Raw genomic sequence first — 13,344 nt, forward strand, 5'->3', positions numbered from 1 at the left:
GTGTTCGCAATTCTTGGCGATATCGAGTTCGACCTGATTGGCTACTTCGACGGTTTCGACGCGACCTTCGGCGCGGACTATGCCGAGCACGCGCTCCTGCAGGGCAAGCCGCGGCTGCAGCGCATGGGTGACAAGCTCGATGACATCCGGATTGCCCTGTCGTTTCACTACTGGTACTGCGACCCGGAGGCCGAGCTGGCGAAGCTGCGTGCGGCCGTGAGCGCGAAACAGGCCATGGCGCTTGTGTTCGGCAATGGCGATTACAAAGGCTGGTTCGTGCTGACCGAGGTTCAAGCGACCAGCAAACAGACCGATACGTCAGGGACGGTGCTGTCACTCGAGGCGAACATTACGCTGCGCGAGTTCGTCGGCGACAAGAAGAACCCGCTCAAGCCGCCAGCCGTGCAGCCCAAGGTGCCTCCGGCGGCCGCACAGGCAGTTTCCAGCGTCGCGTCGGCAGTTTCCACAGCACGCGGCACGGTCCAGCAAGCCGTGACCTGGGCGAATCAAGCGCAGTCCGCGATGCGCGCGGCCGTCGATGCGGTCAAGGCCGTCCAGAAGCTGAAGGACGATCCGCTCTCCGCGTTGAGCCGCTCCTCAAGCGTGCTGACCAACATCAAGCAAGCCGCCGATCCGTTGGCGAATCTATCACCGGCGCTGGCATCGCTGACGGACCAAATTCCCGAAGCGGCCGGCATTCTGCGAGCCAGCAATACCGCACTGGACGCTGTTCGATCGGCGGAAGGCCCTTTGGCGAATGCAACGATCGGCACGATTACGGGCGCGATCGACCATGCGGCCGGGCAGCTCACGACGGCGACCGGCGCGCTGAGTTCGGCCGCGCCCAGCCTCAGCAAACTGGCCGCGAAAGTTGCGACGCGGAGGATTTAATGTTTTTGACCCACATCACAACCGACGGCGAGCGGTGGGACCAAATCGCCTACCGCTATTACGGCGACCCGTTTGCCTACGAGAGGATCATTGCCGCGAACCCGAGCGTGCCGATCACGCCGCTTCTCGCGAGCGGCATTGCGCTGTCGATTCCGGTCGTTGCCGCCGACGACGTACTTGATGAGGAGCTTCCGCCGTGGATGCGGTAGTCGATACCCCGACGTCGGTTGCCGACGTTCCCGAGCCAGTTTTTACGCTCGTCTACGAGCAAAAAAACATTACCAACGACATCGCGCCCTACGTGGTGTCGGTGTCGTACACCGATTTCCTGTCCGGGCAGTCCGACGAGATCGAGGTCGTGCTCGAGGACACGGACGGCCGCTGGCTGGACGCATGGTATCCGGGCAAAGGCGACGCACTGACGCTGAAGATCGGCTATACAGGTGCGCCGCTGCTCGCGTGTGGGCGCTTCGAGATCGACGAGATCGGCTTTGACGAACCGCCCTCGACAGTCACGATTCACGGGCTCGGCACCGGCGTGAAAGCGTCGGTCCGGAGCCGCAAAGCCAAGGCGTACGAGCACACGACGTTGGCTACGATCGCGGCGCGCGTCGCAAAACGAAATCACCTGACGCTCACCGGTCGCATTCGGGATATCCGCATCGACCGGGTTACGCAGTATCAGGAACAGGATGTGGCGTTCCTGACGCGGCTCGCGCGCGAGTACGGGTATGCGTTCAAGATTTCGGGCAGCAAGCTCATCTTCAGCGAACTCGCGGACCTGAGAGGATCGGACGCTGTGCTGCAGTTCAAGCGCGAAGACCTCAAATCGGTCCGCCTGCGCGACAAGATCAAGGACGTCTACGCACAGGCCAAGGTCGGCTATCACAACCTGAAGACGAAGAAGCTCGTCGTCTACGGTGTGGCCGGTGATTCCGTGGGCGTCGTCGGTCAGTCCGAGGTGGCGGCCGGCAAGCGTAAGTCTTCCGGTCAGGCGACGAGCGGCGACACGTTGCGGCTGTCGACTCGGGCCGGCTCGAAGGCAACGCTGCAGACGAAGGCCCGTGCGGCACTTGACCATGCGAACCTCAAGCAGACTGGCGGAACGGTCGAGATGATCGGCGATACGAAGCTGGCCGCGGGTGCATCGATCGAGCTGCGCGAGCTTGGCAAGCTGTCCGGCAAGTATCTGATCGAGTCGGCACGGCATCGTCTCAATCGCGGCGGTGGCTACCAAACGGAAGTTGAGCTGAAGCGCTCGGCGATCGCGGTCCAGGCCGGCAAAGGCGGCGGCGCCGCGAAGAAACCCACCAAGGGGCTGCAGGTCTACGGCGTCACGGCGAAGGGCGACGTCGGTGTCGTGGGATCTACGCCCGTTGCGGCGAAAGGCAAGAAGAAATGAACGATACCCTCGACGAGTTCGGTGCAACGATCAAGTTCGGTACGGTCAGCGCTTCGAAGCCCGGCTTCGCGCGCGTGCGGCTGACCGACCTCGGCAACATGCGAACCATGTGGTTGCCGATCGCGTATCCGAAGACCTTGGCCGATCAGGCTTGCTGGACCTACGATGACGGCGAACAGGTCGCTGTGCTGCTGGACAGCCGCTGCGAGGACGGCGTCATTCTGGGCGCCATCTACTCCGATGCCGACAGACCGCCGGTGACCGATCCGAACAAGTTCATCGTGCGCTTCAAGGATGGCGCGGTGCTTGAATACGATCGTGCAACCCACACGCTGACGTGCTCTGGCATGCAGACGGTGATCGTGGATTCGAAGACGGAAATTGTGCTGCGCGCGGGCGAGAAGGTAACTGTCGACACGCCGGAGGCCGAGTTCACCCGTAACGTCACGGTGAAGGGCAAGCTGACCTATCGGGGCGGCATGGCCGGCTCGGGCGGCGACGGCGCGGTGCTGACGGGCGACATGAAGATCAACGGCAACGTCGACGCATCGGGCACGATCATGGACGCCGGCGGTAACTCGAATCACCACAGCCACTGAGCTTTTAGCCGGCTTTAATATCCCTTCGCGCGGTCGCGCGGCAACATTGCTGCATGACCCAGCTCTCAGAAATCACCTCCGTTCACTGGCAACCGGCCCTTAACCGCGACGGCGTGGTTGAGGGCTTGGACGACATCAATCAGGCGATCAGCCTGATTCTGGGAACGCCACAGGGTAGCGACCCGCATCGCCCCGATTTCGGTTCAAAGCTCTATCTGTACCTCGACATGCCGATCGACCGCGCCACACCGCATATCGTGCGTGAGTCGGTCGACGCGATCCGGCGCTGGGAACCGCGTTGCGAGGTCGTACGCGTCATTCCGTCTATTGCAGAATCGCGCGAAACGATCCGCGTGCAGTGGCGGCTTGCCGACGGCGTCATTCGCGAGACGGAGGTGCCGCGATGACGCTCGACGAACCGGATTTCATTGCCCGCGACCCCGAGGTCATTACGGCGGAGATTGTGGCCGACTACGAGGCGCGCACGGGGAAGACGCTGTATCCCGCGCAAGTCGAGCGTGTCCTCATCGACATCGTTGCCTATCGCGAAACCCTCGTTCGTGTCGGCGTCCAGGAAGCCGCGAAACAGAACCTCGTCGCGTTCGCTCGGGCTCCCATGATCGATTACCTTGGCGAGCTCGTCGGTGTGACTCGGCTGCCCGCGCAGCCCGCGAAGACGACGCTCCGCTTCTCGACCGACGCGGCGTTGCCGTCGAACCTGCTGATCGCTGCCGGCACACGCGTAGAAACGAGCGACGGTGCCGTCTCCTTTGCGACCGACGTCGACGTGACGCTCGTTGCAGGCCAGTTGACGATCGACGCGGCCGCGACCTGCGAAACGGCTGGTTCGATCGGGAATGGCTGGCAGCCGGGCCAGCTCGGCTCGCTCGTCGACGACTTGGGCGACGTCGACGTAATCGTGGCCAACACCAAAATCAGCGCGGACGGGTATGAAGAGGAGGACACCGACCGCCTGCGTGAGCGCATCAAACTGGCGCCAGAGGCATTCAGCACGGCGGGCTCGCGGCTCGCCTACGTGTTCCACGCAAAAAGTGCACATCAATCGATCATCGACGTCGGCATCATCCAGCCGGAAATGGAAATGCGAGATGGTCGGCTGGTTTCGGTCAACGGAGTGCCGCCCGGCTGCGTGCAGGTCTATCCGCTCGTCGACACGGGACTACCGAGCGACGCGATTCTCCAGCTCGTGCGAGACAACCTCGACGACGAGCGCAAGCGCCCGCTGACCGACTACGTCGACGTCCGATCGCCGACGCCGGTCGATTATGCGATCGACGTGCGACTCACGCTATACAAGGACGCCGACGCCGACACGACGATCACGCAGGCGCGCGCCGCCGCGAAAACCTACCGCGCCGATCGTGCCGCCGGCCTGGGGCGCGACATCGTCCCGCGCCAACTCAGCCGCGCCGTCCAGGTTCAAGGCGTGTACGACGTGGACCTTCTCGGCCTCGAGCTGCGCGTGCTTGCCGGAAATGAATGGGCGCGGTGTACGGGCGTGAGCGTTGTGCCGATCGGAGTAGCAAATGGCTGATTTGCTGTTACCGCCCGCTCTGGCGAAAGATGCGCGCTTCAAAGCACTCGCGCAGTTGGTCGAACGACTCGACAACGTTGACCTCTCTCCGCTCCTGGTCTATCTGATCGACGGTGTTGACGCGTCCGCTTTGCCGTTTCTGGCCGACCAGTTTTCCGTCATGGGTGAGGACGGATGGAACCTCGCCGAGTCGGACGAAGCCAAGCGCGCGCTGATCAAAGGTGCGATCGAGCTTCATCGCTACAAGGGCACGCCGTGGGCAGTCCGCGAAGTCATCCGCCGTCTGGGCTTCGGCGAAGTCGAGCTCGTCGAGGGCATCGCGCGCGTGTTCTACGACGGTAAGCGCCGTTACAACGGCTGGATGGTGCACGGAGATTCGGGTTTGTGGGCGGTCTACCGGGTCATCCTACTCGATCGGGCAATCACCAATGATCAGGCGGCGCTGCTGCGCGCGACGTTGGCCGCGTTCGCGCCGGCGCGCTGCGTGCTGGCCAGCCTCGAATACCGGGGCGTGCCGGTGCGTTACAACGGCGCCGCCCACTACGACGCACAGTACAACCACGGGAGCAGTTAATGGACAAACTCGTCGAGTCTTCCCAATGGGAGGAAGACCTTTACCAAATCGAAACGTCTGATCCCGTCGAAGGCGGTCCGGATGGCGTTTCGAACAAGCAGGCGAAGCAGCTTGGCGGCCGCACGCGCTATCTGAAGCAGCATGTCGAACAGTCTCAGTCCGGTCTCGCGAGCCACATTGCCGCGGGTGATCCGCATCCGCAGTACGCGACCAAAGCAGACCTCGTCCAGGAACTTGGCAATCTGGTCGGTCAGGCTCCGGGGACGCTCGATACGCTGAATGAGATCGCCCAGGCGCTCGGGAAGGATCCGAATTTCGCAACGACGATGACGAATGCGCTGGCATTGAAGGCGCCAATCGATTCGCCGGTTTTCACCAGCGTTGCGAAAGGGGTAACACCTCCTCAGTTCGACAACAGCACGAAGCTGGCGACGACGGCGTTTGCGCAGCGTGCGCTCGGCAACCGTCAGGCGATCAGCTCGACAAATACGAATCAGACGCTCACTCTCGCTCAATGCGGACAGACGCTGCAATATTACAGCGCGTCGGGCGGCGTATGGACCCTTCCCACCGCCGCGACAATCCCGAATGGCGCTGAATACGAAATTTTGAACGGGGGCAGCGGAACGCTCTTGATTCAAGTGGCTGGTGGCTCCGACAAGATCATTAGTAGCGCTGGCGTTGCCATAGCGTCCGTTACCCTTCAGTCCGGCGACTCCATTCGGATCGTCGGGAGTGCTGGAAGTTATGTATATGCGACTGGCGGAACTGGGACGATTCAGTGGTCTGCTTCGTTCGGCTCGTCCATCGCGCTAAACGGCTATCAAAAGCTGCCGAGCGGTTTGATTATCCAGTGGGGGGCTTTTACCAGCAGTGCGTCCGGAGATACGAGTGTCGCTTGGCCGATCGCGTTCCCGAGTACCTGTTTAAGTGTGATATCCACGCCAAATAACAATGGCTATTCAATGGTGACGCAATACAACAGCAGCAGAACCGGGGCGCTCTTCAATAACTGGCAGATGAGCGGTGGTAGCGCTGTGCGAATGGCCGGGGCTGTTCAATACGTGGCAATCGGAAACTGAAATCATGGGCCAAAAACAAGCAGCATACGACGCGAAAGGCAACATCGTTGCCTTCTACGATACGGTTGACAGCCCGGCGCCGCAGGGGGCGTCGGTGATCAACTTGACTGATGAGGAATGGGTGGCTCTCGTGAATGCGCAGGCGGCCGGCAAGCGCATCGTTGTCGACAGTGCCGGGAAACCTGTTGCGCTCGATCCGCTGCCGCCAACGCGAGCAGAGATCGCAAGCGCCAAGCGCGCAGAGCGCGACTCGGCTCTCGGCGCGACCGACTGGCTCGTTGCTCGACACCAAGACGAAAAGTTGCTTGGCAACGGGACGACGCTGTCGGCCGACCAGTTCGTGATGTTGCTCGGCTATCGGCAGTCGCTGCGGGAATGCAGTTCAATGCCGAACTGGCCCGACGTAACACTTCCGTCGCCCCCGCCGTTCGTGTACGAGCACGGGATGGCTTCTTCGTAAAAGACAGAGCGACCGCCGTGGGTGTTGGAGCACCCGCGGCGGCCACCGCATCACTGCTGTAGCCAGTGAATTGGCCAAGGCCCCGCCACCTTCCGGAAGGCGGGCGCCATTCTATCCTACGGAAAGGGCTTTCACATATGGCAAACAGTCAGCGCGCGCCCACGCCGCAATTGGCGGCCGGCGCACTCGATATCCGTTGTGGCCAGTGCCGCCGCAAGCTGGCCTCGGGCCGGTACATCGAGCTGAGCATCAAGTGCCCCCGTTGCGGGGCGATCAATCATCTGAAGGCCGCGAGCCTCGAACCAGCGCGCCACCGAGCGCCCAGACACATGGAATTTTGTAATGGGCGCGAAAATGCCTCTCCCGGTCAAACAGCCGGGTCGTAACGGGTACAAATACAAGCCGCGGTACGGCGTTGTCGTCGTCTGTCGGGATGAAGCTGAACAGCAGGCGGCCTATCAGGCTCTGCGCAAGCAGGGTTACAAGCTGAAGGTGGTGTGCGTATGAAGCTGGCCGTACACCACCGCTGCGCCGACTCGACGTCGTATCGCGCAGCGCGCGTTAAATCTCTGTTCAACGTCGACGATGGCCGGCGCTTCGATCTCGAGGCGGATCTGCCGATCGACGACCAGGACTGGCAAATCGGCGTTATCGTCGGGCCGTCCGGCTCAGGGAAGACCAGCCTCGGAAAGGCGATCGGGCCGTTGTACGCACCCGCATGGCCGGCGCGCAAACCGATCATCGACGCGATCGCGCCCAAGGGCTCCTTCGACGCGGTGACGGCGGCCTTGTCCGCCGTGGGTCTCGGTAGCGTGCCAACATGGCTCCGGCCATTTTCCGTGCTTTCCAACGGCGAGCAGTTCCGAGCGACCTTGGCTCGGCTCGTATGTGAAGCGCCGCAACTGGCTGTCATCGACGAATTCTCGTCTGTAGTGGATCGGCAGATCGCGCGAATCGGCGCCGGCGCCTTCTCGAAGGCATGGAGGCGCACAGGCGGCCGCGTCGTGCTCCTGTCCTGTCACTACGACATCCTTGATTGGGTCCAGCCGGATTGGGTTTTCGACACCGCATCCGGCTCGTTTGAACGGGGGCATCTTCGGCGCCGGCCGCCCATCGAGTTGGACGTCCGGCAAACCGACTGGCAATACTGGCCTCTGTTTGAGCCGCATCACTATCTGAAGCTGCCCCGGATGATCGCGGCGACCAATTACGTCGGATGGATCGACGGCGCGCCTGTTGCGCACCTCGCCGTCAGCACACGTCCAGGTCTCATTGAGGCCCGCGCATGCCGCCTCGTCGTGATGCCTGAGTGGCAAGGCGCGGGCGTGGGCATGCGGTTTCTGAACGTGGTTTGCGACGCCTGGAATCGCGGCCGCAACCGGTACGGCAGACCGATGCGGACGCTTTTCCATACGAGTCATCCGGGACTTGCGGCCGCGCTGCGCCGCGATCGACGCTGGACTCAGGTTTCCGGCGGCTTGGTTGGCGAGAGCCGGCAGCGTTCAGTTGAATCGCTGGCGGCCAGTCGCGCGCGCGCCGGCGCTGAGGGAAAGGCGACCGGCGGCTACGGCGGTCATTTCCGGGCGGTTCAAGGATTCCGTTTCCTTGGCGAGGAGGCGGCATGCGCTTGATGATCGTCGGCCAGAAATGGCTCGGCGCTGAGCTGCTCCGGCAGTGCGCGAGCGCCGGGCACGATGTAGCTGCCGTCGCCGCGCCGGGTGCGGTTGGCGAGGACTACGACCGCCTGTATGCGGCCGCGCAGCAGCTCGGGGTGCCGGCGCTCGTCGTCGGCCGTCGGCTCGACGCGGACGCTGTTCCGGACGGCGTGGACCTCATTCTTGCCGCCCACGCCCATGCGTTCATCCCGCGCGCCGCTCGCGAGCGGGCGCGGCTTGGCGTTCTGGGATACCACCCGTCGCTGCTGCCGCGCCATCGAGGGCGGGACGCCGTGCGCTGGGCTATTCACATGCGGGAGCCTATAACGGGCGGCACGCTCTACTGGCTCGACGATGGAGCAGACACCGGTCCGATCGCGTTACAGGATTGGTGCCATATCCGGCCGGAGGATACGCCGGCGTCGCTCTGGCGCCGGGAGCTAGGCCCAATGGGACTGCGCCTGTTTGCGGCTGCGCTGGCGATGATTGAAGAAGGCGAGTGCCGGCAGCTTGCGCAAGACTCCGCGCTGGCCACGTGGGAGCCGGCGTTTCATTCGAAGTCGCTGGCCGCGGCGGCGTAACCGGGCGATTGCATGGGCGGTTTGCAATTCGTTTGCGGCATGTGCAAACTCTGCCCATCCCAATTTATCGCGCGTGATCGCGTTCAAATATCGCGCCGCGCTTCACGCGGTGCCGCGCGGCTCGGCACGATGCGCATCAAGCACGATGCGCCGAGTCGAGCCGCGTCGAAACCGGCCGCGTCAGCCGGCGAGGCCGCGCGCGAGATCGCCGCGGATGTCCGCCGGATCCTCGAGCCCGACGGCGAGCCGGATCAGCCCTTCGGTGATTCCCGCCGCCTCGCGCGCTTCCGGCGCGATCCGGCTGTGCGTCGTCGTCGCCGGATGCGTGATCGTCGTGCGCGTGTCGCCGAGGTTCGCGGTGATCGACACGATCTTCGTGCCGTCGATCACGCGCCATGCGTTCGCGCGCTGCTGTTCCGGCGTGTCGCCCGTCAACTCGAACGACACGACCGAGCCGCCCGACTTCTGCTGACGCTTCGCGAGCGCGTATTGCGGATGCGATTCGAGCCCCGGATAGAACACGCGCTTGACGGCCGGATGCGCTTCGAGCCAGCGGGCGATCTCGAGCGCGTTCTCCGACTGCCGGTTCACGCGCAACGACAGCGTCTCCATCCCTTTCAGCAGCACCCATGCGTTGAACGCGGAAAGCGTCGGCCCCGCAGTGCGCACGAACGGGAACACCTTCTCCATGATGAACGCCTTCGAGCCAACGAGCGCGCCGCCCAGCACGCGGCCCTGGCCGTCGAGGAACTTGGTCGCCGAGTGCATCACGACGTCCGCGCCGAGCTTGAGCGGCTGCTGCAGCACCGGGCTGCAGAAACAGTTGTCGACGACAAAGAGCGCGTTCGCTTCCTTCGCGATCTTGCCGATCGCCTCGATGTCGGCGAGCTCGGTCATCGGATTCGACGGCGTCTCGAGGAAGAACATCTTCGTCTCGGGACGCACGGCGGCGCGCCACGCGTCGAGATCGGCCGGATCGACGAACGTCGTCGTGATGCCGAACTTCGCGAAGATCTGCCCGAACATGCCGAGCGTCGAGCCGAACAGGCTGCGCGAGCTGACGAGGTGGTCGCCCGCCTGCAGCGCGGCCATCACGACCGACATGATCGCCGCCATCCCGGACGCGGTCGCGATGCACGCCTCGCCGCCTTCGAGCGCCGCGAGGCGATCCTGAAACATCGTGACGGTCGGGTTCGTGAAGCGCGAGTATGTGTAATAGTCTTCCGAATGCTTGAAGCGCTCGGCCGCCTCGGCCGCGCTCGCATAGCAGAAGCTCGACGTCAGGAAGATCGCTTCCGAATGCTCGTTGAATTCGCTGCGCAGCGTGCCCGAGCGGACGGCGAGCGTGTCGAAGTTGAGAGAGTCGTCCATGTTCCGTTCATCCGTTTTCAAGCGCATCGCCGCCATGCGCGCCGCGCGGCGAATGCGCAGACCAACAAAAAGCCCGCTCATGCGTCGGCATCAGCGGGCTTAGTGTGCGGTACGAACAGCTATCGACTCGGGCCGGCGTGGCGCTCCTCGCCGGCCTTCGCTTTAGCTGTTTCGGGTTGCCCCGCGTCCGCAAGCTGAAATCAAATCGACGCAAGGCGCCATCGTATCACGCCTTTTCGGTCGCGTGCGCGCGGCGCTCACTCGACCGATAGCTGCAGGTTCATCTGCGAGCGCGCGGCGCCTTCGCCGCTCGGATCGCGATCCGCCTGCGACGCGGGCGCGAGACGCGCGCGCTCGATCGCGTCGAGATACTCGGGCGTGACGTCGCCCGTAATATAGTCGCCGTCGAAGCACGACGCCTCGAAGCGCTCGAGCGACGGGTTGATGTCGCGCACCGCGCGGCGCAGATCGTCGACATCCTGATAGATCAGGTAATCGGCGCCGATGATCTTCGCGACTTCCTCGTCGGTGCGGCCGTGCGCGACGAGCTCGCCGCGCGTCGGCATGTCGATCCCGTAGACGTTCGGGAATTTCACGGGCGGCGCCGCCGACGCGAAGATCACCGACTTCGCGCCCGCGTCGCGCGCCATCTGCACGATTTCGTGCGACGTCGTACCGCGCACGATCGAATCGTCGACGATCAGCACGTGCTTGTCCTTGAACTCGATGCTCATCGCGTTGAGCTTCTGGCGCACCGACTTCTTGCGCACCGCCTGGCCCGGCATGATGAACGTGCGGCCGACGTAGCGGTTCTTGAAGAAGCCTTCGCGATACTCGACGCCGAGCTTCGCCGCGACCTGCATCGCAGCCGGACGCGACGAATCGGGAATCGGCATCACGACGTCGATCGGCACGTTCGGCAGCTCGCGCTTGATCTTCTCGGCGAGGTAATCGCCCATCCGCAGACGGACGTTGTAGACGGGCACGCCGTCGAGGCACGAATCCGGACGCGCGAGGTACACGTACTCGAACATGCACGGATTCAGGCTCGGCTTGTCCGCGCACTGGCGGCTGTGGAACTTGCCGTCGACGTCGATGAAGATCGCCTCGCCCGGCTGCACGTCGCGGACGAACTCGAAGCCGATGCCTTCGACCGCGACCGACTCCGACGCGACCATCCATTCGGTGCCGTGATCGGTTTCGAGCTTGCCGAGGCAAAGCGGGCGGATGCCGAACGGATCGCGGAACGCGAGGAGGCCGTGGCCCGCGATCAGCGACACGATCGCGTACGAGCCGTGCGCGCGGCGATGCACGCCCGCGACCGCCCTGAACAGCGAATCCGGATCGAGCTCGAGGCCCGTCGTCGACAACTGCAGCTCGTGCGCAAGCACGTTCAGCAGCACTTCGCTGTCGGAGTTCGTGTTGATGTGGCGGCGGTCGATCCGGAACATCTCGTCCTTCAACTGCTGCCAGTTCGTCAGGTTGCCGTTGTGCGCGAGGATGATGCCGAACGGCGCGTTCACGTAGAACGGTTGCGCTTCGGCTTCGCTCGACGCGGAGCCCGCCGTCGGGTAGCGGACCTGGCCGATCCCGGACGTGCCGGGCAGGCTGCGCATGTTGCGCGTGCGGAACACGTCGCGCACCATGCCGTTCGCCTTGTACATGTGGAAATTGCTGCCGTCCGCCGTCGCGATGCCCGCTGCATCCTGACCGCGATGCTGCAACAGCAGCAAGCTGTCATAGACGAGCTGGTTGACCGGAGACTGGGAGATAACGCCTACGATGCCGCACATGGCATGTCCTTCAACGATACAAAAAACGGTTCGGTCGGTGCGCTCGCGCGATCAGACGTGAATGTACGCGGCGAGCCCGTCGGGCAAGAGCGGCTTCAGCTCGCGCACGCCCTGTTCGGCGAACGGACGCAGCAACGCGTCGCGCCAGAAATCCTGTTTCGGCAGCTCGGTCAGGCCGGCCGCGGCGACGAGCAGCACCACGAGCAGCACGCCGCGCACGAGGCCGAACATCATGCCGAGCGACCGGTCGACGCCGCCCAGGCCCGTCGCCTGCGCGATCCGCGACAACAGCGCGTTCGCGACGCCCGCGACGAGCACGACGCCGATGACGATCAACGCAAACGCGATCACCCATTGGGTCAGCGCGCCGCCCGGCCAGGTCGCCGGAATGTAAGGCAGCACGACGCCGACGAAACGGCACGCGATCAAAAATGCGGCGATCCAGCCGATCAGGCCGAAGATCTCGCCGACGAAGCCGCGCCACGCGCCGCGCAACGCCGACAGACCGATCACCAGCAGGACGGCGTAGTCGAAAGCGGTCAGCATCGCCCGTTACTGCGCGAGGCCCGCTTCGCGCACCTTCGCGATCGCGGCGGACGCGGCCGCGCGATCGGCGAACGGCCCCGCGCGCAACAGTGTAGCCGTACTGCCGTCGGCCTGCTTGCGATGCTCGACATAGGCGGGCACCCCCGCCGCTTTCAACTTCGTCGCCCAGGTGCGGGCGGTCGAGTCGTCGCGGAACGAGCCGAGCTGCAGCGCAAAGCGCGCACCGGGCGGCGATGCGGGCGACGATGCATCGCCGTCGGCCGATGCCGTCGCGGCCGGCGTGCGAGGAGCCGCGGCAGTGTCCTGCGGCGGCATCGCGGCCGGCTTCTGCGCGGCGCTCGGCGCCTTCGCGGCGGCGGTTTGGGTCTTCCTGGCTTCCTGAACGCCCGACTTCGCGGCCGCAGCGGGCGCCGGCGCGACGCTCGCCGCCGCGACAGCCCCGGACGCGGGCGGCTCGTCGTGCGCGACGCCCGCCTGGACGTCCGATGCGTCTTCGTCGTTCGCGGCGGCCGCCTGGTGCGACGGACGGCTCGGGATGTCGATCGCGACGTCGTCGGTGACGGGCTTCGGATGCGAATCGAGCACCATCGGCAGCACGATCACCGCGGCGACGACGAGCGCGATCGCGCCGACGAGGCGCCGACGCGCGCGTTGTTTTTCAGGAAGGGTCGGATCGAGCAGCAGTGCGTCGGTGTCGGGCCGCTCGGTGCGGCGCGACCGGCGCTCCACGCGTTCGGTGCGCACGGTCCGGGCGCCGGACCGCGACCCGCGCCTTTGCGGCGCGTCGTCATCTTTCTTGCCGAACGAAAAAATTCCCATGTATGGCTGAACCCGA

The 13,344-nt window shown here is 64.4% G+C and carries 17 protein-coding genes; 13 read left to right on the forward strand and 4 right to left on the reverse strand.

What is annotated here, in order from left to right; all coding sequences use genetic code 11:
* The 13 genes from WS70_RS27995 (at position 1) to WS70_RS28050 (ending at position 8,799) form a co-directional block, all read left to right on the forward strand.
* The gene (locus WS70_RS27995; protein WP_059598233.1) at positions 1–891 is read left to right on the forward strand and encodes a phage tail protein; all 891 of its coding nucleotides are present in this window, start codon (positions 1–3) and stop codon (positions 889–891) included.
* Positions 891–1,100, forward strand: coding sequence for a tail protein X (locus WS70_RS28000; protein WP_059598232.1), 210 nt, complete (start codon positions 891–893; stop codon positions 1,098–1,100). The genes WS70_RS27995 and WS70_RS28000 overlap by 1 nt, the downstream gene beginning before the upstream one ends.
* The gene (locus WS70_RS28005; RefSeq protein ID WP_059598231.1) at positions 1,088–2,293 is read left to right on the forward strand and encodes a contractile injection system protein, VgrG/Pvc8 family; all 1,206 of its coding nucleotides are present in this window, start codon (positions 1,088–1,090) and stop codon (positions 2,291–2,293) included. The genes WS70_RS28000 and WS70_RS28005 overlap by 13 nt, the downstream gene beginning before the upstream one ends.
* Positions 2,290–2,892, forward strand: coding sequence for a phage baseplate assembly protein V (locus WS70_RS28010; RefSeq protein WP_059598230.1), 603 nt, complete (start codon positions 2,290–2,292; stop codon positions 2,890–2,892). The genes WS70_RS28005 and WS70_RS28010 overlap by 4 nt, the downstream gene beginning before the upstream one ends.
* A gap of 53 nt (positions 2,893–2,945) precedes the next feature.
* Entirely contained in the window at positions 2,946–3,299 is a 354-nt protein-coding gene (locus WS70_RS28015; protein ID WP_059598229.1) for a GPW/gp25 family protein, read from the forward strand.
* Positions 3,296–4,447, forward strand: a complete 1,152-nt coding sequence (locus WS70_RS28020) for a baseplate assembly protein (protein ID WP_059598228.1) — start codon at positions 3,296–3,298, stop codon at positions 4,445–4,447. Before WS70_RS28015 ends, WS70_RS28020 begins: the two co-directional genes overlap by 4 nt.
* Entirely contained in the window at positions 4,440–5,021 is a 582-nt protein-coding gene (locus WS70_RS28025; RefSeq protein ID WP_059598227.1) for a phage tail protein I, read from the forward strand. Before WS70_RS28020 ends, WS70_RS28025 begins: the two co-directional genes overlap by 8 nt.
* The gene (locus tag WS70_RS33295) at positions 5,021–6,103 is read left to right on the forward strand and encodes a gp53-like domain-containing protein (protein WP_059598226.1); all 1,083 of its coding nucleotides are present in this window, start codon (positions 5,021–5,023) and stop codon (positions 6,101–6,103) included. Before WS70_RS28025 ends, WS70_RS33295 begins: the two co-directional genes overlap by 1 nt.
* 4 nt (positions 6,104–6,107) lie before the next feature.
* Complete coding sequence (locus WS70_RS28035; RefSeq protein ID WP_059598225.1) at positions 6,108–6,563, forward strand: tail fiber assembly protein; 456 nt, start codon at positions 6,108–6,110, stop codon at positions 6,561–6,563.
* Between the two features lie 137 nt (positions 6,564–6,700).
* Entirely contained in the window at positions 6,701–6,949 is a 249-nt protein-coding gene (locus tag WS70_RS28040; RefSeq protein ID WP_082722416.1) for a Com family DNA-binding transcriptional regulator, read from the forward strand.
* Positions 6,906–7,070, forward strand: a complete 165-nt coding sequence (locus tag WS70_RS32575) for a hypothetical protein (protein WP_203236010.1) — start codon at positions 6,906–6,908, stop codon at positions 7,068–7,070. Before WS70_RS28040 ends, WS70_RS32575 begins: the two co-directional genes overlap by 44 nt.
* On the forward strand, positions 7,067–8,194 hold the full coding sequence (locus WS70_RS28045; RefSeq protein ID WP_059598224.1) for a hypothetical protein: 1,128 nt from the start codon (positions 7,067–7,069) through the stop codon (positions 8,192–8,194). The genes WS70_RS32575 and WS70_RS28045 overlap by 4 nt, the downstream gene beginning before the upstream one ends.
* Entirely contained in the window at positions 8,185–8,799 is a 615-nt protein-coding gene (locus WS70_RS28050) for a formyltransferase family protein (protein WP_059598223.1), read from the forward strand. Before WS70_RS28045 ends, WS70_RS28050 begins: the two co-directional genes overlap by 10 nt.
* Before the next feature lie 180 nt (positions 8,800–8,979).
* On the opposite strand, the gene WS70_RS28055 is transcribed toward WS70_RS28050, so the two are convergent.
* The 4 genes from WS70_RS28055 to WS70_RS28075 form a co-directional block, all read right to left on the reverse strand.
* Positions 8,980–10,251 (reverse strand): O-succinylhomoserine sulfhydrylase, encoded by a 1,272-nt coding sequence (locus tag WS70_RS28055; protein ID WP_197419294.1) that lies wholly within the window; start codon positions 10,249–10,251, stop codon positions 8,980–8,982.
* Between the two features lie 176 nt (positions 10,252–10,427).
* Positions 10,428–11,963, reverse strand: coding sequence for an amidophosphoribosyltransferase (gene purF, locus WS70_RS28065; protein WP_059472837.1), 1,536 nt, complete (start codon positions 11,961–11,963; stop codon positions 10,428–10,430).
* 51 nt (positions 11,964–12,014) lie between these two features.
* Complete coding sequence (locus tag WS70_RS28070; RefSeq protein ID WP_010109891.1) at positions 12,015–12,509, reverse strand: CvpA family protein; 495 nt, start codon at positions 12,507–12,509, stop codon at positions 12,015–12,017.
* Between the two features lie 6 nt (positions 12,510–12,515).
* Positions 12,516–13,328 (reverse strand): SPOR domain-containing protein, encoded by an 813-nt coding sequence (locus WS70_RS28075; protein WP_059472836.1) that lies wholly within the window; start codon positions 13,326–13,328, stop codon positions 12,516–12,518.
* Positions 13,329–13,344: the final 16 nt, after the last annotated feature.

Origin of the sequence: Burkholderia mayonis (genome assembly GCF_001523745.2) — a bacterium.
Taxonomy (GTDB): domain Bacteria; phylum Pseudomonadota; class Gammaproteobacteria; order Burkholderiales; family Burkholderiaceae; genus Burkholderia; species Burkholderia mayonis.